Here is a 17708-nt window from a genome sequence, read left to right on the forward strand (position 1 = left end):
GGGGAGGGGATCGTTTGCTGGGTGCGGCTGGGTGCGGCTCCGGTGGGGCTTCTCGCGCCGTTCCCCGCGCCCCTGACGAGCGCGGTGGTCCGGCTCACGGCTCCGCGGTCAGCTCGCCGTATCTGCGCAGGGCCCGGTCGACCAGGGCCTCGGCCGCGCCCGTGTAGCGGGCCGGATCGAGGAGCCCCGCGATGCGGTCGGGGGAGAACCGGGCGGACAGGTCCGGGTCGGCGGCCAGCACCGACCGCAGCGGCCGGCCGGTGGCTGCCGCCTCGGCCGCGGCGGCGGTCAGGAGCTTCTTCGCGCGGACCTTGCCGAGCACCGGGGCCAGCGCCACGTTCAGGCGTTCGCTGACGATGGCGCCGCCGGTCAGTTCGAGGTTGGCCCGCATGCGGCCGGGATGCACGATCAGCCCCTCCGCCAGCTCGACCGCGGTGTGCGCGGCCCCGCCCGTCAGCCGCAACGCCTCCCGCAGCGGCTGCCACTCGGCGTGCCAGGCCCCGGCGGGCCGTTCGTCCTCGGCGAGCAGGCACTGCGCCAGCACCAGGGCGTGCGCGGGGACCTGCCGGGCGGCCGACACGATCAGCGTGGCCAGCGCCGGATTGCGTTTCTGCGGCATGGCCGAGGAGGCGCCGCGCCCGGCCCCGGCCGGCTCGGACAGCTCACCGATCTCCGTACGGGACAGCGTCTGTACGTCGAGCGCGAACTTCCCGAGCGCGCCGGTGACGAGCTGGAGCACGCCCCCCAGGTCGGCGACCGGGGTGCGGACGGTGTGCCAGGGGAGGGTGGGCTCGGCCAGTCCCAGCGCCTCGGCGAACGGCTTGACCAGCTCCAGCCCGCCCTCGCCGGGGCCGCCGTCCGGTCCGCCCTCCGGCGCGTCCGGGCCGCCCCGGTCCACCACCGCGTACTCCCGGTACGCGGCCAGCGTCCCGCCCGCCCCGCCCAGCTGGGCCGGGAGCCGTGCGGCCACCGCCCGCACCCGCACCCACGTGCCGGCGACCAGCTCCAGCCATCCCGCCGCCTTCAGCCCGAAGGTCGTCGGCACCGCGTGCTGGGCGAGGGTGCGCCCGGCGAGGACGGTGCGGCGGTGGGTGTCGGCCAGGGCGGCGAGGGCGGCCGCCACCCGGCGCAGGTCCGCCGCGATCAGGCCGAGCACCCGGCGGCCGATCAGCATCGCCGCCGAGTCCAGGATGTCCTGGCTGGTGGACCCCCGGTGCACATACTCCGCGGCGGCGGGATCCTTCGCGGCGACGGCCTCGGTGAGGACGGTCACCAGCGCGACCACCGGGTTGGCGGCCGCCCGGGCCGCGTGGGCCAGGGCCACCAGGTCGAGCCGTTCCGCCCGGGCCGCCGCGGCGATCACCGCCACGGCGCCGGCGGGTGTCAGCCCGACCGCGTGCTGCGCGCGGGCCAGCGCCACCTCGGCGTCCAGCATGGCCTGCAGCCACGCCTCGTCGGTCACCTCGGCGGCCACGGGTGTGCCCGCCCACGTGGGGGCGAGCAGACCCGAGTCGGTGCCCACGGACATCGCGTTCATGCTCATCGACTCCTTGTGTCCGATGCCGGACGCGGGGAGGGAACGACCGTGCCCTCACGGCCCCCCGACCCCGGCCCCTTCCCCGGTCCCAGCCCCAGCGCCGCCCGGGCGATCGCGTCCGAGTCCTCCAGCGTCACCGAGCCGACACCGGGCCTGACGCCGACCGCCGTCACCCAGCGCACCCCCTCCACCGGCACCCCGAACGCGAACCGGCGCGGATGCGCCCGGCCGGCCGCGTCCACCAGCCGGGGCGGGCCGTCGGTGACCGCCAGTCCGCCGGGCTCGTACCCCGGATCGCCCGGCAGCCGGTACGAGCCGCACGCGCCGGACGCGAGCAGCCCCCGGAGCAGCGGGTCGGTGCTCCGCCCCAGGTCCACGGCGGGCAGCCGGGCCTCGATCAGGCCGCGCACCCGCACCGGAGCCTCGTCCACCGACTCCGCGTCCACGAGGAAACCGCCCTCGCCGGCGTCCCCGGGCCCGGGCGCCCACGCCCGCACCCGCATGCCCGGGCCGAGTACCCGCACGACGTCCGCCTCGATCAGCGCGATCAGCTGCTCCACGCGGAAGGCGGGCGGGCCGATCGAGGTGAAGGCGTTCAACGGGGTGTACCAGCCGTCGAGTTCGGCACGGTACGACTCGCCGGACACACCTCCGTGGTCGACGACGAGCCGGATCTCGTTGCGCAGGTCCCGCAGGGCGTCCAGCGCCGCCTTCAGCGGTCCGCTCACATTGCCCCGCCGGGCCTCGGCGACGTCCCGGCGCAGATACGCCAGCAGCCAGTCCCGGAAGCCGGCGCGGCCGGCGAACCGCCGCCCGCCGTGGGGCCGTTCGACGCGGGTCCAGTCCCAGCGCTCGCCGGGCGGGACCGCGTGCCGGTCCAGCAGGGCCGTCTCGTCCCGTCCCCGCGGGTCCGCGAGCGCGGACCGTACGAACTCCCCGGCCGCCTCCGGTCCGCGGGCGGCGCGGATCCACGCCTCGTGGTAGACGGTCCGTACCTCGCGGTCGACGAGCGGCCACAGGTCCTGCCGGAAGCCGAGCGGCCGCCCGCCGGCCACCCGGCGCCGCAGACCCGCGATGACGTCCGGGGTCAGGAAGCGCGGCTCGTGGCGGCCGAGCGCACCCTTCTCGTTCTCGCCCCGGGCGTGGTAAGGGACTCCGCGCCGCGAACCGGCGTACAGCACGGGCTCGTTGCCGCTCGGCAGGTACACGAGGCCGGACTCGCCCTCCTTGAAGGTGCCGCCGCGGCCCTCGGTGAGCAGGGCCAGGCAGTCGAAGAAGTTCAGGCCCAGCCCCCGCAGGGCCACCGGGGTGCCCGGCGCGATGCGACTCAGGTCGGCGTCGGCCGGGTTGGCGGGGCCCACGTGGACGAGACGGTGGCGGTCGGCGAAGGCGCGCAGGGCGCGTTCCTCCGGCGACGGTGTCAGGGCGCCGTGGCCGAGGGCCAGCACCACCGCGTCCAGCCCCGCCAGTAGGTCGCCGTTCGCCAGCGTCACCCGCTGCGGCGGGGCCGGGACCTCGGCGCTGTACCGTCCCGCGGTGTTCTCGCCCCGCCCGGGCCCGGTGTCGTCGGCCAGCGCGACCGCCGTCGTCCGGTGGGTGCGGACCGTCACCCGGGCGGGGGCCGTGCGCGTGAGGTGCCGGAACACCCATGCCAGGTAGTGACCGTGGAACGCGCGGGTCGGATAGGTGTCGGGGCCCAGCCGCCGGGCCTCCTCCACGGCCCGCGACGGCAGCGCCCGCCGCAGCTCCCGCCCGGCGGCCTGGTCGCGCACCGCGCACGCCCACGCGTACAGGCTCGGCCCCGGCACCGGCGGTCCGGCGCAGTCCACGCTGTCGTCGGTGAACAGGGTCACCTGGGAGGCGACCGTGTTCATCAGCAGCTCGCCCGGCTGGTCCGTGCGCCACACCGCGCCCGGGCCCGGCGGGTACGGGTCGACCAGGTGGACCTCGACCGGCCGTCCGGCCGCGTCCGCGTTGGCGCAGATCCGCTCCAGCACGGACAGGCCACGCGGACCGGCGCCGATCACACAGATCGCGAGCGCGTCCCCGGCCCGGGTCATTCCCGGCCCAGCCCGTCACGCCGGCCCAGCCCGTCACGCCGGCTCGGCCCGGCCGGCTTCCGGCCCGGGACCGGGCGGGCCCGTTCGTCGGCCGTACCGTGCGCGGCGGTGAGCCGGTGGCCCCGAGCCGGTGACGCGTCCGCCGGCGGACGGCCCACCACTGCGGCGGCCCCGGCGACGAGTGCCCGCACCGCTCAGCCCTCCGTACCGGCCGCGGCGGTGCCGCACACCCGCATGATCAGACGGCACGCCGGGTCCCCGTCCCGCAGACAGCTCTCGGCCCGGTTCTCCGCGAGGGTCGCGCCGAGCCCCTCGGACCAGCCGGCGTGGACGGCCGTGCACGGACAGCGGTAGCCCTCCAGCGAACCGGCCATCCGGACCATGGTGATCGCGAAGCTCCGCTTCAGGGTCAGCACGATCGTGCCGTCGTCCTCGACCTCCGTGGAGGCGTTGCGCAGCTCCGGCGGGAACATCCGGTCACCGCAGTCGTCGTAGCGGCGGCGCAGCTCCTCCAGGTCCTTGCGGGCGTCCCCGGTGTCCGGGAGCGGTCCGTGCAGCCGGGCGACACGCTGCCCGACGTGCCGGGCGATCCTCCCCATCGCCTCCGCGTTGATCTCGTTCGCGGCCTCCTGGCCGTACCGCGCGGCGACCCCCTGGTACCAGTGGGCGTCGTGCTGCCACCACAGCCGGTACGCCTCACCGGCGCGGGCGCGGTGGTTGACGCCGTCGGCGTCGCTGTGCGTGCTCATGCCTGCTGCTCCTCAGCGGTGTCCGCGGCGGCCGGGGCGGCGGCGAGCCGGTCGCGCATCACTCGTTTGAGAACCTTTCCGGTGGCGCCCTTGGCGACGTCCTCGGGCCGCATCCGCAGCGCCCGGGTGACCGGCGGGAAACCGGCGGCCGTCAGCACGGCGTTGACCCGCCCGGTCCACACCTCGTCGCCGTCCTCGCCCTCCTCCCCGGTGAGCTGGAGCAGCGCGTACGCCTCGGCCTCGCCGTCGCCGTCCCAGTCCGCGCGGACCCCGTCGGGGGCGACCCCGACCACCGTGCAGTCGGCGAGCCGGGGCAGTTCGGCGAGGAGCAGTTCCTCGGTACGGGTGCTGAAGACGATCCCGGCGCGGGTGCGGACGGCGTCCGGCACCCGGTCGAGGTGGTAGAAGTTGCCCTCCTCGTCCTGGTGCGCGAGGTCGCCGGTGAGCCAGTAGCCGCCCAGCCGCATCCGGTTCCAGGTCAGCGAGTCGTTCCAGTAACCGGGCGTCAGCGTGGGCGACCTGAGACCGAGGCGGCCGATCTGCCCGGCCGGCAGCGGGGTGCCGTCCTCCGCCAGCACCGCGGCCTCGGCGAAGCTGATCGGCCTGCCGACGCGGCGCGAGTAGGCCGAGGTGTCCTTGGTGTGCCGGTTGTGGAAGACGGAGTAGCCGGCCTCCGACGAACCGAGACCGTCCACGAAGACCGAACCGTCGACCCGGACACGCCTCAGATCGCGCCGGATCTCGATATGGCTCCCGTGCTCCACGAGCGCCCGGATGTGCGCCTCGTGCGCCGCGTCCCCGGTGTTGAACCACACCTGCACGCTGGACAGGTCACGTACCGTCAGGTCCTCCGCCGCCATCTCGCCGAAGGTCCCGGCGAAGGCAAGGACCGTCGTCGGCCGGAACTCCTCGACGGCGTCGAGCACGTCCGCCCCGCGCTGGCTGGACAGCAGCTTGATGTCCGCGCGCAGCAGCAGGCAGTACAGCAGGGTCGCCACCATCGCGTTGTGCGCGCCGGGCAGTCCCACCAGCGTCCGCTCCATGTCGGCGCCGGTGGAGAACCGCAGCCGGTGCACCTGGGCGTACATCAGCGTCCGGTGGGTGTGCGGCACCCCCTTGGGCATGCCGGTGGTGCCGGACGAGTGGGAGATGAGCACCGGGTCGCTCGCGTCGTGCCGGTAGGGGTACGACGCCGGGAGCGACGCCCGGTGCTCCGGCCGGATGTCGGCGGCGGTCACCCGGAAGCCGGGGCCCGCCACGTCCGCCGGGCCGCCGGGCAGCACCTCGCGGTGGGCCTTGTCGGTGAAGGCGCCCACCGCGCCCTGGCGGCGGACGTACTCCCGGGCGGTCTCCGGGGCCAGATTGCCGTTGACGAACGACGGGACGGCGCCGAGCGAGGTCAGCGCCAGGAAGTTCACCGCGAACTCGACGGCGGAGAAGGAGTGGACGGCCACCGGGTCACGGGGGCGCACGCCCCGGGACGCGTACCAGCCCGCGTACGTCTCCACCGCCTCGTACAGCTGCCCGAGCGTCAGCACCTCGGGGTGGCTGCCGTCCGGCGCCCGCCAGGTGCCGTCGGTCCGCAGCACCGGCTCGTCGAGCGGACGTTCGTACGCGCGCAGCCGCCCGAGGATGTTGCCGGCGCCGAGTGCGGTGTCGGAGCAGATCCGCGCCCGCTCCTGCCTACTGATGAGCATGGGTCTCCGTCTCGTCTCTTTCCGTCTCGTCCCGGTCCGGGAACCGTTCGGCGTCGAGGAGGAACGCGGCCGCCCCGGGCGTGGTGGCCAGGACATGGGTGCCGCCGTCCCGCAGTAGCCGCCGGTGGGCGTCGGCCAGGTCGAACAGGCCCTGGACACTGCCGGCGTGCACGGGTGCCGTCGGCGGCCCGCCGTCCTGGGGCCGCGCCGCGCCGACGGTCACGGGCGCGCCCGCGCCGGGGCGGCCGAGGAGGACGGCCGCCGCCAGGGCGGCGGCCTCCGGGAGATCCGGGAGCGGCCGGCCGGTCCCGGCGGACAGCTCCCGGTGCACGGCCGCCGTACGCGCTCCGCCGCCCAGTTCCACGCCGGCCACCAGGACGCGGTCCAGCTCCGGGTCCTCCAGGAGGAGGTCCGCCATGGCCAGCAGTTCGGCCACCGGGTCGTCGAGGGTGGAGAGGCTGAACATCTGGCCGGTGATCCCGAACTCCCGGCTGAGGTGCCCGAGCACGGAGTTCGGGGTGGCCTGCATGAACAGCAGCGGGTTGTGGACCCGCCCGGACACCACCCGCCGGCTCGCCAGATCGGCCGTGGTGGTGTCCCCCAGGAGGCTCGCCAGCACGACGGCCGTGCGCGAGCCGTCCCCGGGCCGCTCGGTCAGACACCGCGCGGTGACCTCGTACGACAGAGGGCTGAACGCCGACTCCACGAACCCCGGCAGCCGCGGCAGCGGGATGTCGCCGGGCCGTCCGGTGCCGTGGGTCGCGGTGGCCGTGGTGAGGAGACCGAGGGGAGAGCGCAGCGGCCCCTTCCCGGCCGGCCCGGTCTCCTCCGTGTCCGCGGATGTGCCGGGCGGCGCGGTCGCGCCGCCGTGGTCCGTCGTCGTCACGGCCGCTCCAGGACGAGTGCGGTGTTGGCGCCGCCGAAGGCGGCGTTGATGGTGAGGGCCCGGCGCAGGTCGGCCTGCCGGGGCCGGTTCGGCACGTAGTCGAGGTCGCACTCCGGGTCCGGCCGCGTGAGGTTCGCGGTCGGCGGCAGGACGCCGTCCATGAGGGCCAGCACCGTGATCACGAACTCCACGACACCGGCCGCCTCCAGGAGATGGCCGGTGGTGCCCTTGGTGGAGCTGACCGGGACCGACTCGGCCCGCTCCCCGAGGGCGGCGCGCAGCCCCCGGGTCTCGGCGCCGTCGTTGTACCTGGTGCCGGTGCCGTGCGCGTTGACGTAGCCGAGGGCCGCCCCGTCGGGGTCGCCGGCCAGCCGCAGTGCCTGCCGGGCGGCGCGGGCCAGGCCCACGCCCTCCGGGTGCGGCTGGGCGATGTGGTGGGCGTCGGTGGCCGCGCCCCAGCCGGTCACGCCCGCCAGCGGCCGGGCCCCGCGCCGCCGCGCGTGCTCGGCGGACTCCAGTACGACCGCCGCGACCCCGTCGCCGAGCAGCAGCCCGGTGCGGTCCGCGCTGAACGGCCGCACCAGCCCGTCGCGGGACAGCGCCCGCCCCGAGTCGAACTTCCCGAACGTCTCCTCCTCCACGAGGTAGCCGCCGGCGCACACCGCCACGTCGGCCCGCCCGGACGAGATCAGCCGGCAGGCGTGGATGATCGCGGCGGCGGAGGCCACGCAGGCGTTGGTGAACGTGAGCCGGGGTCCGGTCAGCCCGAGGCTGTGGGCCAGCGACTCGGCGAGGTGCGCCGGGACGGCGTCGGCGAGCTGCGCGACCGCGTCGCCGTCGCCGTTCCCGTTCGACGCGGGCGCGTCCGCGCCGCCTTCCGGGTCGGCCGGTCCGGCGCCGCCTCGCGGGCCCGCCGCCTCCCGCCAGAAGCGCGTGATGCCCGTGCAGTCGCCCGCGATGCCCAGCAGGACCGCCGCCTGGGTGCCCGTGGGCAGGCCCGCCATGTCGAGGGCCTCCCTTCCGCAGTGCGCGAGGGCCGGGCGCAGGGCCCGGTGCTCGGCCGCGTCGGCGCCGTCGGGTGCGGCCCCGGCCATCGGCGTGCGGTACGGGCCGGTGTCGAAGCGGGTGGTGGGGGCGAAGGAGGGAACACCGGCGAAGACACCGCGGCGCAGTGCGTCCGCGCCCGCGCCGAAGGCGGTGCGCACACCGAACCCGGTCACCGTCACGTCACCGGTCAACGCGGTCACCCCCGTCCGTCGCGCCCGCCGCGGACGCGCTCAGGAACTCCGTGAGCCGCCGCAGCGAGGTCAGGTTCGCGATGTCGTCGTCGCCTGGCTCCACCACCAGCCCGTACCGCTCCTCCACCACATGCAGCAGCCACACCAACCCCAGGGAGTCCAGGACCAGTTCGGAGTCGTCACCGAGGTCGTCCGGGACGCCGGGGAAGATCTTCCGGTCGGACAGCAGCTCCCGGACCGTGCCGAGCGTGATGACGGCCGGTGCGGACGGCTGTGGGGCGGACGCCTGCGGGGCGGACGGTGCGGAGACCTCCGCGCTCATGCCTTCGCCCCGCGCCCGACGACCTCGGAGACGAGCCCGCCGAGGGTCAGGGAGGCCAGCGGCTCGATGTCGGTGTCCGGGATCTCCACGCCGAACCGCGACTCCAGCCGCAGCGTCAGCTCGATCAGGCTGAGGGAGTCCAGCTCCAGCCCGCCGACGGTCACCGGGCTCTCGTCCGTGATGCCGTCGCGGCTCAGCAGGATGTTCATCTCGTCGATGACCGTGGTCAGGACGAACTCGCGGATCTCGTTGTCCAGGGTGGACGTGCTCATGATCGCCATCTCCAGGGGGGGAAGGTCGTGAGAAGGTCATGCGAAAAGTCGTGCGGGGGCCGCCCGTCGCGGCGGACGCCCGGCGGGCCGCTACGCGCCGCTCGCCGCCGCCTGGAGCGTGGCCGCCCGGCGGACCAGCTTCCCGTTCGACGTGCGGGGCAGGGTGTCCAGTAGCCGGATCACGCGGGGCAGCTTGTGGTCGGCCAGCCGCTCCCGGCACCAGCGCAGCAGTTCCTCCGCCGACGGGCTCGCGGCTCCGGCGGCGACCGCCACGTACGCCTCGGTCACGTCCTCGTGGACCAGCACGGCCTGCTCGACGGCCGGGTGGGCGCGCAGGACGTGCTCGACCTCGGTGAGGTCGACCTTGAGGCCGCCGACGACGACGAGCGAGTCGGCGCGGCCGCCCACGGTGACCGTGCCGTCGGCGCCCACCGCGGCCCGGTCGCGGGTGTGCAGCCAGCCGTCCTCGTACTGGGTGCCGCCGGAGTCGAAGAGATACGGGGACGCGTCGAGCGCGACGTCCAGTTCGCCCTTGTGCTCCCGGACGAGCACGCCCGGCGCGGGCCGTCCGACCGTGGGCCGGAGCTTGCCGCCGACGTCGATGGCGACGATGCCGGTCTCGGTGGTGCCGTAGGCCTCGCCGACCCGCACGCCGTACCGTTCCGCGAACCGCGCGGCGACCTCGGGCGGCATCAGCTCGCCGCCGGAGACGGCGGCCCGCAGCTCGGGCAGCCCGGGCGGGTCGAGGGCGGCGGAGAGCAGCTCGTAGTGCAGCGGCACCCCGAACAGGTGGGTCACCCGGTGGTCGGCGGAGGTCCGCAGGATCTCGCGGGCGGAGACCCGGGGCGCGAAGACGACACGGACCCCGGCCGCCAGGGCGTGCAGCAGCCCGCCGATCAGGCCGAAGCTGTGCGCCGTGGAGCTGAGCAGCAGCAGCCGGTCGCCCTCGCCCGGCATCCCGGGAACCGCCGCGAACGACTCGATCTCGGCGGCGATGGACCCGGCGGTCCTGCCGATCACCTTCGGCCGCCCGGTGGAGCCCGAGCTGAACTGGACCAGCCGGTGCGCGCCCGCGGCGGGCCGGCCGGCCCTGCGGCACTCGGTGGCGACCTCGTACTCGGGCCGGAAACCGAACGCCGCCCGGACGTTGGACCCGGCCCGTACCATGAACTGCGGTCGGCAGCCGGCGCACAGCGCGTCCACCTCGGCGGGCTTCAGCCGGAAGTCGAACAGCATCACCTGGGCGCCCAGCCGCCAGAGCGCGAGCAGCACCTCGACCTGGGTGAAGCTGGGGGGTGTCTGCAGTCCCACCGTGCTGCCGGGGCCGATGTCGTAGCCGGTGAACACGGCGGCCTGCCGGGCCACCCGCTCCCGTAACCCGCCCCGGGCGACGGTCTCCCGCTGGTGCGTCAGATACGGCAGGCCGTCGTCCCGTGCGTCGAACAGCCGCTGGACCAGGACGGGCATCCCGTCCTCGCCGGCCGCGGCCGCCACGAGTTCGCCCATGGGGCCTCAGACCTCCTTGCAGAACTCGCCGATGGGCAGGCCCACATGGCGCTTGTCCTGCGCCAGATAGCCGAGCAGCTCATCCCCGGCCCGCAGTTCGGTGACATTGAGGACCTTGCCGCCCGGCCCGAGCACCCGGACGTGCCAGTCGTCCTGCACGGTCAGGCTCACCAGCCGCCCGTCCTCCGCGTGCGTGCGGATCTCCAGCAGCGGCCGGGACTCCAGCTTGGCCCGCCCGACGACCACCCGCCGGGTACGGCCGTCGGCACCGACCGCCAGCAGCGCGCTGCCGGAACCGACCTCGCTGAGGTAGCTGGTGCGGTTGTCGGGGCCCAGCGTGTACGAGTGCAGGGCGCCGGCGTTGACCCGGAACGGCCGGGTCGGCATGTACGGCAGCGGGTGCGTCTCGCTGCAGCAGAGCACGAAACCGGACGAGTACGAGCCGACGAGGATGCCCTCGTCCTCCTCGAAGTGCGAGCAGGTGTCCACACAGACCCGGTCGCCGAGCCCGACGTGCCGGATGCTCTCCACCGTCAGCGTGGACATCTCCAGCTGCGGGGTCGTCGCCTCCAGCAGCCGGGCCAGCGCGAACACGTCGTCCGCGCTCCGGGGGGTGAACAGGATGCCGTCGGAGCCGCGTTCGAGCACGTCGAAGACGATGGCCGCCTCCTCCAGGTCCCCGACGACGGTCACCAGCTTCCCCTCGGCCGACTCGGCCGCCGCGAGCACGATCTCCAGCGGGATCTTCGTCGGGTCGGCGAAATGGATCACCGTGTACGGCAGTGCCATCGCGCCGACGCACGACAGCCGGAGCGTGCGGTCGTCCCGTACGTCGACGAAGCCGGCGACGGGCGTACGGGGCACCGGTGTGCCGGTGGTGCCCCGGTTCTCGGCGGCGAGCGCGTCCAGTTCGTCCTGGGTGGTGAACTTCCGCAGCAGCAGGTCGCATCCGGTGCCGGCAGGGGCGCCGCTCGCGGGCCCGGCGCCGTCGGCAGCCTGCGTGTCCTTGCCGCCGCCCTGGCCCGCGTCGCTCCTGTCGCCCTTGGCGTTCTTGTCCGCGGGCTTCTTCGCGGGGGCCGCGGTCCGGGACTCGGAGGCCAGCACCCGGGTCACCGTCGGCGGCAGGGTCCCCAGGAGCTCGGCGTCCGCGGAGACCACTCCGGCCATCCGGGCGTGGACGGCCGCGTCCACCACCGCCTGGAGCTGTGGACGGGGGACTTCACGGAGATCGATCCACGCGAACCTCATGCGACACCTGCCACGATCGTCGAGTAACGGGAAGAGGAAGAGGACTGGTTGGACATGCCCCTGCCGTCCGGGAGGCCGTCGCCGGCGGTGCCGTGCACCACCGCGGCGAGGCGGGAGACCAGGGAGGTGGGGGAGGGGGAGGAGAAGACCCGACGGCCGACGGCGAGTCCCCGGCAGCCGGCCGCCATCACGGCGGTGCCGTACTCGATCAGGTCGGAGCCGTCCGGCGGGCCACCGGCCGCGAGGACGGGGATGGGGCTGTGGGCCACCACCTCGGACATCCGTTCCAGCGGCAGGGCGACGGTGGTCTTCACCATGTCGGCGCCCAGATCGGCGGCGACGTTCACGACGTGGGCGAGCAGGGCGGGATCGTGCGGGTTCTCGATCCGGGGGCCGCGCGGATAGACCATCGCGATCAGGGGCATGCCCCAGGTGTCGCACGAGCGGGCCACCGCGCCGAGGTCGGCGAGCTGACGGCCCTCGGTGTCCGAGCCGATGTTCACATGGACGCTGACCGCGTCCGCGCCGAGTGCCACCGCCTCCTCGACATCGCCGACCAGCACCTTGGCGTCCACGTCGGCGGAACAGGCCGTACTGGCGCTCAGGTGCACGACCAGCGCGCAGTCGCCGAGGAGGTCGGGCGCGAGGGTGCGGGCCCGGCCCTTGTGGACGACGATCCCGTCGGCCCCGCCGGCCACCAGCTCCCGCAGCAGGTCCTCCCACCGTCCCGGAGGGGCGACCGGGCCGTCCGAGACACTGTGGTCCAGAGGTATGAGCAAATGCCGGTCATCACCGGCCCGGGAAAGCCTTCTCCAACGTAATGGCTTGCCGGTTTTCAGCATGGGTAATGCGCCTTCCCAGCTCCGAGGCTGCATTTCAGAAAGTCGAACCGCGGCAACCCGGCGCGGTCTCCATGTCCGAAAAACGATGGTCGTAGAACTTTCAAGTTCTGCCAGGGGGCCCAGCATTCCTGCGTGATCGCGCGTTGGCAAGCGGTGGCCGCGCGTAAATTTTTATGCGGACGCGTACATGGCTATCTGATAGCGAATCGACAGGGCCGAGCGGGTTGACGGCGACGGAGGGTGGTGTTCGTGGTGTCTCGGGGTGATCTGCCCGCACGCATAGGGAGATCACATGGGATCACCTGGGACGCTATAAATATGTCGTTGTCGCGTGTCGTCGGAGAGTCCGGTCTTCCGTCGAAAGAATTCGATGAGGTCTCCGGGCAGTCGTTCGGTGCGACTTCCTTGTGGGGGACGAATTCACCGGCCTAAACTGAGCCTGCTGCGGGTCCGGTGGAGCTTCTCGCGCAGGTCCCCGCGCCCTGAGAGCCCACGCCCTGCGGGCCTGAAAAGCGATAATCCCCCCGCCCCTGATTTCAGGGACGAGGGGACCTGCGCGACCACCCTCACCGGACTCGCGCCCGGACGGACTCAGGGCGAGGCGGGCGGATACAGCGACCGGGGCAGCTGCGACGCCGCCGCAGCGTCCAGCAGCCACAAGGTCCGTGACCGTCCGTACGCGCCCGCGGCCGGTGCCTGGATCTCCCCCGCGCCGGACAGGGCGATGGCCGCGGCCCGCGCCTTGTCCTCACCCGCGGCGAGGAGCCACACCTCACGCGCGGCCCGGATGGCGGGCAGCGTCAGCGTGACCCGTGTCGGGGGCGGCTTCGGCGCGCCGCTGACCCCCACCACCGTCCGCTCGGTCTCCCGCACGGCCGGCAGTTCGGGGAACAGCGAGGCCACATGGGTGTCCGGCCCGACCCCGAGCATCAGCACGTCGAACGTCGGCACCGACCCGTGGTTCTCGGGCCCCGCCGCGCGCGCCAGCTCCTCCGCGTACGCCGCGGCGGCCGCGCCCACGTCGGCACCCCACGGCCCGTCCGACGCGGGCATGGCGTGCACCCGCTTCGGGTCCAGCGGCACCGAGTCCAGCAGCGCCTCGCGGGCCTGGGTGACGTTCCGCTCGGCGTCGCCCTCGGGCAGGAACCGTTCGTCGCCCCACCACAGGTCCAGTCGCGCCCAGTCGATCGCGTCCCGGGCGGGCGCCGCCGCCAGCGCGGCGAGCAGCCCGTTGCCGTTGCGGCCGCCCGTGAGGACCACCGAGGCGTACCCGCGCGAGGCCTGCGCGTCCACGACCTTGGTGATCAGCCGGGCCGCCGCGGCCCGCGCCATCAGCTCCTTGTCGCGGTGCACGACCAGCTGGGGGGTGCTCATGGCGTGGCCTTCTTCACGGGCGGCATCTGCGCCGGCGTGGGCCGCTCGGAGTCGTCCTCACCGGCGGCCCCCGTGGACCCGGCCGAGGACGAGGAGGCGACCGGACCCGACGGAGCGGCCGGCGGCAGTGCGGGCGCGGACGAGGCCGCGGACGCGCGGGCCGCCGCGGCGGCCGACGCGACGGCCGACCCCAGCCCGGGACCGGAACCGGAGACCGAGCCGGGTCCCGAACCCGGAACCGAGGAGGCGCCCGAACCCGGAACCGAGGAGGCGCCCGAACCCGGAACCGAGGAGGCGCCCGAAGCCGAAGCGCCACCCGCGGCCGGCGGAGCGGTCGTCGCCGCGGCCGTGGGGGCCGTCGGCGCACTGCCCGAGGCGCTCCCGAAGGCCCCGCCGAGCCGGTCCACCCCGAACCGCAGCGCGGACGCGTACGTGTCGTCGGGGTCGAGCCTGCGCAGCTCCTCGGCCAGCAGCTCGGACGTCTCGCGGCGCTTCAGCGCGACCGCCCGGTCCGGCTGGCCCTCCAGCGTCAGGAGGGCGAGCCCCCCGTTGGGCCGGTACAGCCGGATGGGTCCGGTGCTGGTCAGCATCCGCACCTCGTTGAGGCCGGGCCCGGACGACACCCCACGCCGTACATGGACGTGCAGCCGGTCCGCCAGCCACATCGCCAGCAGCTCCACGCTCGGGTTGTACTGCTCGCCCTGCACCTCCGCGGAGATGACCTCGCAGTCCACCTGGTCGAGCGCGGCGGCCAGCATGGAACGCCAGGGGGTGATCCGGGTCCAGGCCAGATCCGTGTCGCCGGGCTCGTAGTTGTCGGCGCGGGCCCGCAGCTCCTCGATGGGCTTCTCGGCGGCGTAGCTGTCGGTCACCCGGCGCTGGCCGAGCGCGCCCAGCGGGTCACGGGCCGGGTCGAGCGGCGCGTTGACCGGCCACCAGACGACCACGGGCGCGTCCGGCAGCAGCAGCGGCAGCACCACCGACTGGGCGTGGTCCGCGACCTCGCCGTACAGCCGCAGCACGACCGTGTCACCGGTGCCGGCGTCCGCGCCCACCCGCACCTCGGCGTCGAGGCGGGACTTCGTGCGGTCGCGGGGGGAACGGGAGACGCGCTTGATGACCACGATCGTGCGCGAAGGGTGCTCGCGGGAGGCGTCGTTGGCGGACTTGAGCGCGTCGTACGCGTTCTCCTCGTCCGTCACGATGACGAGCGTGAGCACCATGCCCACCGCCGGAGTGCCTATCTCCCGGCGGGCCTTGACCAGCGCCTTGTTGATCTTGCTGGCCGTGGTGTCCGTGAGGTCCGTCTTCATGGCCGGCGCCAGCTCCGTCCGTCTCGCTCCAGCATCTCGTCCGCCTCGACGGGACCCCAGGTGCCCGCCTGGTACTGCGCGGGCCTGCCGCTCTTGTCCCAGTACTCCTCGATCGGGTCGAGGATCTTCCAGGACAGCTCGACCTCCTCGGTGCGCGGGAAGAGGTTCGAGTCGCCGAGCAGGACGTCGAGGATGAGACGCTCGTACGCCTCGGGCGACGACTCCGTGAAGGACTCGCCGTACGCGAAGTCCATCGACACGTCACGGATCTCCATCGACGTGCCGGGCACCTTGGAACCGAAGCGGACCGTCACGCCCTCGTCGGGCTGGACGCGGATGACGATCGCGTTCTGGCCCAGCTCCTCGGTGGCCGTGGAGTCGAAGGGGGAGTGCGGGGCGCGCTGGAAGACCACCGCGATCTCGGTCACCCGGCGGCCGAGTCGCTTGCCCGTCCGCAGGTAGAACGGCACGCCCGCCCAGCGGCGGTTGTCGACCTCGACCTTGATCGCCGCGTAGGTGTCGGTCTTCGACCTGCGGTCGATACCGTCCTCTTCGAGATAGCCGATGACCTTCTCGCCGCCCTGCCAGCCGGCCGCGTACTGCGCGAACACGGTGTCCCGGCCGAGGTCCTTCGGCAGCCGCACCGCGCCGAGCACCTTGGTCTTCTCGGCGGCGAGCGCGTCCGCGTCGAAGGAGGCGGGCTCCTCCATCGCGGTCAGCGCCATCAGCTGCAGCAGGTGGTTCTGGATGACGTCACGGGCGGCGCCGATACCGTCGTAGTAGCCCGCCCGGCCGCCGATGCCGATGTCCTCGGCCATCGTGATCTGCACGTGGTCCACGAAGGACCGGTTCCAGATCGGCTCGAACATCGTGTTGGCGAACCGCAGCGCCAGGATGTTCTGGACGGTCTCCTTGCCCAGGTAGTGGTCGATGCGGAAGACCTGGTCCGGGGCGAAGACCTCGTGCACGACCTTGTTGAGGTCCTCCGCCGAGGCCAGGTTGTGCCCGAACGGCTTCTCGATGACCGCGCGCCGCCAGGAGCCGCTGCTCTGGTCGGCCAGGCCGTGCTTCTTCAGCTGCTGGATCACGACCGGGAACGCGGACGGCGGCACGGACAGGTAGAACGCGAAGTTGCCGCCCGTGCCCTGGGCCTTGTCCAGCTCCTCGATGGTGTCGCGCAGCCGCTCGAAGGACTCGTCGTCGTCGAAGGTGCCCTGGACGAACCGCATGCCCTGGATGAGCTGCTGCCAGACCTCCTCGCGGAAGGGCGTGCGGGCGTGCTCCTTGACCGCGTCGTGCACCTCCTGCGCGAAGTCCTCGTTGGCCCACTCCCGGCGCGCGAAGCCGACGAGCGAGAAGCCCGGCGGCAGCAGTCCGCGGTTGGCGAGGTCGTACACGGCAGGCATCAGCTTTTTACGTGACAAATCGCCTGTGACGCCGAAGATGACCAGGCCCGACGGCCCCGCGATACGCGGGAGCCGTCGGTCCGCGGCGTCACGCAGCGGATTGCTGCTCGACAAGGTGTTCAGCCCTCCGAGGGTGCGAGGCGCTGCAGCTCCGCCTCGGTCGACTTGAGCAGGTCGTTCCAGGACGCCTCGAACTTCTCGACGCCCTCGTCCTCCAGCAGCTGGACGACCTCGTCGTACGAGATACCGAGCTTCTCGACCGCGTCCAGTTCGGCACGCGACTGCTCGTACGTGCCGGCGATCGCGTTGCCGCGGATCTCACCGCTCTCGGCGGTCGCCTCCAGGGTGGCCTCCGGCATGGTGTTCACCGTGTTGGGCGCGACCAGCTCGTCGACGTACAGCGTGCTCTTGTACGCCGGGTCCTTGACGCCCGTCGAGGCCCACAGCGGACGCTGCTTGTTGGCGCCCGCGCTCTCCAGGGCCGCCCAGCGACCGTCCGAGAAGACCTCCTCGTACGCCTGGTAGGCGAGCCGCGCGTTGGCGACACCGGCCTTGCCGCGGGCGGCCTTTGCCTCGTCGGTGCCGAGCGCGTCGATGCGCTTGTCGATCTCGGTGTCCACGCGGGACACGAAGAAGGACGCCACCGAGTGGATCTTCGACAGGTCCAGGCCCCGCTCCTTGGCCTTCTCCAGGCCGGCCAGGTAGGCGTCCATGACCTGGCGGTAGCGCTCCAGCGAGAAGATGAGCGTCACGTTGACGCTGATGCCGAGGCCGATGACCTCGGTGATGGCCGGCAGGCCGCCCGTCGTGGCCGGGATCTTGATCAGCGTGTTGGGCCGGTCCACGAGCCACGCCAGCTGCTTGGCCTCGGCGACCGTGGCCTTGGTGTTGTGCGCCAGGCGCGGGTCGACCTCGATGGAGACCCGGCCGTCCTGGCCGCCGGTCGCGTCGAAGACCGGGCGCAGGATGTCGGCGGCGTCACGGACGTCCGCCGTCGTGATCATGCGGATGGCCTCTTCGACGGTGACCTTGCGGGCGGCGAGGTCGGAGACCTGCTGCTCGTAGCCGTCACCGCTGCTGATGGCCTTCTGGAAGATCGACGGGTTGGTGGTGACGCCCACGACGTGCTGCTGGTCGAGCAGTTCGGCGAGGTTGCCGGACGTGATGCGCTTGCGCGACAGGTCGTCCAGCCAGATCGCGACGCCCTCCTCGGAGAGGCGCTTGAGTGCGTCTGTCATGGAATTACATCTCCTACGTG

15 protein-coding genes are annotated in these 17708 nt (G+C 73.6%); all 15 read right to left on the reverse strand.

Annotated elements, in window-relative coordinates; all coding sequences use genetic code 11:
- Positions 1-94: 94 nt before the first annotated feature.
- Positions 95-1543 carry a nitrosuccinate lyase gene (locus SCAB_RS33360; protein ID WP_013004521.1) on the reverse strand — a complete coding sequence of 483 codons (1449 nt, stop codon included), beginning with the start codon at positions 1541-1543 and terminating at the stop codon, positions 95-97.
- Positions 1540-3597, reverse strand: a complete 2058-nt coding sequence (locus SCAB_RS33365) for an FAD/NAD(P)-binding protein (protein WP_013004522.1) — start codon at positions 3595-3597, stop codon at positions 1540-1542. Before SCAB_RS33365 ends, SCAB_RS33360 begins: the two co-directional genes overlap by 4 nt.
- A 194-nt stretch (positions 3598-3791) precedes the next feature.
- On the reverse strand, positions 3792-4346 hold the full coding sequence (locus SCAB_RS33375; protein ID WP_013004523.1) for a hypothetical protein: 555 nt from the start codon (positions 4344-4346) through the stop codon (positions 3792-3794).
- Positions 4343-6043 carry a class I adenylate-forming enzyme family protein gene (locus SCAB_RS33380; protein WP_013004524.1) on the reverse strand — a complete coding sequence of 567 codons (1701 nt, stop codon included), beginning with the start codon at positions 6041-6043 and terminating at the stop codon, positions 4343-4345. The genes SCAB_RS33375 and SCAB_RS33380 overlap by 4 nt, the downstream gene beginning before the upstream one ends.
- Positions 6030-6929 carry a hypothetical protein gene (locus SCAB_RS33385; protein ID WP_013004525.1) on the reverse strand — a complete coding sequence of 300 codons (900 nt, stop codon included), beginning with the start codon at positions 6927-6929 and terminating at the stop codon, positions 6030-6032. The genes SCAB_RS33380 and SCAB_RS33385 overlap by 14 nt, the downstream gene beginning before the upstream one ends.
- Positions 6926-8167, reverse strand: a complete 1242-nt coding sequence (locus SCAB_RS33390; RefSeq protein ID WP_037728354.1) for a beta-ketoacyl-[acyl-carrier-protein] synthase family protein — start codon at positions 8165-8167, stop codon at positions 6926-6928. The genes SCAB_RS33385 and SCAB_RS33390 overlap by 4 nt, the downstream gene beginning before the upstream one ends.
- Positions 8157-8489 (reverse strand): hypothetical protein, encoded by a 333-nt coding sequence (locus SCAB_RS33395; protein WP_013004527.1) that lies wholly within the window; start codon positions 8487-8489, stop codon positions 8157-8159. The genes SCAB_RS33390 and SCAB_RS33395 overlap by 11 nt, the downstream gene beginning before the upstream one ends.
- The gene (locus tag SCAB_RS33400) at positions 8486-8770 is read right to left on the reverse strand and encodes an acyl carrier protein (RefSeq protein ID WP_013004528.1); all 285 of its coding nucleotides are present in this window, start codon (positions 8768-8770) and stop codon (positions 8486-8488) included. The genes SCAB_RS33395 and SCAB_RS33400 overlap by 4 nt, the downstream gene beginning before the upstream one ends.
- Positions 8771-8851: 81 nt before the next feature.
- Positions 8852-10267 carry a class I adenylate-forming enzyme family protein gene (locus SCAB_RS33405; RefSeq protein ID WP_013004529.1) on the reverse strand — a complete coding sequence of 472 codons (1416 nt, stop codon included), beginning with the start codon at positions 10265-10267 and terminating at the stop codon, positions 8852-8854.
- 6 nt (positions 10268-10273) lie between these two features.
- The gene (locus tag SCAB_RS33410; RefSeq protein WP_013004530.1) at positions 10274-11515 is read right to left on the reverse strand and encodes a 3-dehydroquinate synthase II family protein; all 1242 of its coding nucleotides are present in this window, start codon (positions 11513-11515) and stop codon (positions 10274-10276) included.
- Complete coding sequence (locus tag SCAB_RS33415; protein WP_013004531.1) at positions 11512-12357, reverse strand: class I fructose-bisphosphate aldolase family protein; 846 nt, start codon at positions 12355-12357, stop codon at positions 11512-11514. Before SCAB_RS33415 ends, SCAB_RS33410 begins: the two co-directional genes overlap by 4 nt.
- A 591-nt stretch (positions 12358-12948) precedes the next feature.
- On the reverse strand, positions 12949-13731 hold the full coding sequence (gene pgl, locus SCAB_RS33420; RefSeq protein WP_013004532.1) for a 6-phosphogluconolactonase: 783 nt from the start codon (positions 13729-13731) through the stop codon (positions 12949-12951).
- Positions 13728-15044: a glucose-6-phosphate dehydrogenase assembly protein OpcA gene (gene opcA / locus SCAB_RS33425; RefSeq protein ID WP_013004533.1), complete on the reverse strand. Its 1317-nt coding sequence runs from the start codon at positions 15042-15044 to the stop codon at positions 13728-13730. The genes pgl and opcA overlap by 4 nt, the downstream gene beginning before the upstream one ends.
- On the reverse strand, positions 15041-16573 hold the full coding sequence (gene zwf / locus SCAB_RS33430) for a glucose-6-phosphate dehydrogenase (RefSeq protein ID WP_374194952.1): 1533 nt from the start codon (positions 16571-16573) through the stop codon (positions 15041-15043). Before zwf ends, opcA begins: the two co-directional genes overlap by 4 nt.
- Positions 16570-17688, reverse strand: a complete 1119-nt coding sequence (gene tal / locus SCAB_RS33435; RefSeq protein WP_013004535.1) for a transaldolase — start codon at positions 17686-17688, stop codon at positions 16570-16572. Before tal ends, zwf begins: the two co-directional genes overlap by 4 nt.
- Positions 17689-17708: the final 20 nt, after the last annotated feature.

Origin of the sequence: Streptomyces scabiei 87.22 (genome assembly GCF_000091305.1) — a bacterium.
Lineage (GTDB): Bacteria > Actinomycetota > Actinomycetes > Streptomycetales > Streptomycetaceae > Streptomyces > Streptomyces scabiei.

What these genes read in the sequence shown, in the direction of transcription:
- SCAB_RS33415 (WP_013004531.1), bottom strand. Translation starts at nt 12,357, where the DNA reads ATGCTGAAAACCGGCAAGCCATTACGTTGGAGAAGGCTTTCCCGGGCC.
- SCAB_RS33410 (WP_013004530.1), bottom strand. Translation starts at nt 11,515, where the DNA reads ATGAGGTTCGCGTGGATCGATCTCCGTGAAGTCCCCCGTCCACAGCTC.
- tal (WP_013004535.1), bottom strand. Translation starts at nt 17,688, where the DNA reads ATGACAGACGCACTCAAGCGCCTCTCCGAGGAGGGCGTCGCGATCTGG.
- SCAB_RS33405 (WP_013004529.1), bottom strand. Translation starts at nt 10,267, where the DNA reads ATGGGCGAACTCGTGGCGGCCGCGGCCGGCGAGGACGGGATGCCCGTC.
- SCAB_RS33395 (WP_013004527.1), bottom strand. Translation starts at nt 8,489, where the DNA reads ATGAGCGCGGAGGTCTCCGCACCGTCCGCCCCGCAGGCGTCCGCCCCA.
- SCAB_RS33375 (WP_013004523.1), bottom strand. Translation starts at nt 4,346, where the DNA reads ATGAGCACGCACAGCGACGCCGACGGCGTCAACCACCGCGCCCGCGCC.
- opcA (WP_013004533.1), bottom strand. Translation starts at nt 15,044, where the DNA reads ATGAAGACGGACCTCACGGACACCACGGCCAGCAAGATCAACAAGGCG.
- SCAB_RS33360 (WP_013004521.1), bottom strand. Translation starts at nt 1,543, where the DNA reads ATGAGCATGAACGCGATGTCCGTGGGCACCGACTCGGGTCTGCTCGCC.
- SCAB_RS33400 (WP_013004528.1), bottom strand. Translation starts at nt 8,770, where the DNA reads ATGGCGATCATGAGCACGTCCACCCTGGACAACGAGATCCGCGAGTTC.
- SCAB_RS33365 (WP_013004522.1), bottom strand. Translation starts at nt 3,597, where the DNA reads ATGACCCGGGCCGGGGACGCGCTCGCGATCTGTGTGATCGGCGCCGGT.
- SCAB_RS33380 (WP_013004524.1), bottom strand. Translation starts at nt 6,043, where the DNA reads ATGCTCATCAGTAGGCAGGAGCGGGCGCGGATCTGCTCCGACACCGCA.
- pgl (WP_013004532.1), bottom strand. Translation starts at nt 13,731, where the DNA reads ATGAGCACCCCCCAGCTGGTCGTGCACCGCGACAAGGAGCTGATGGCG.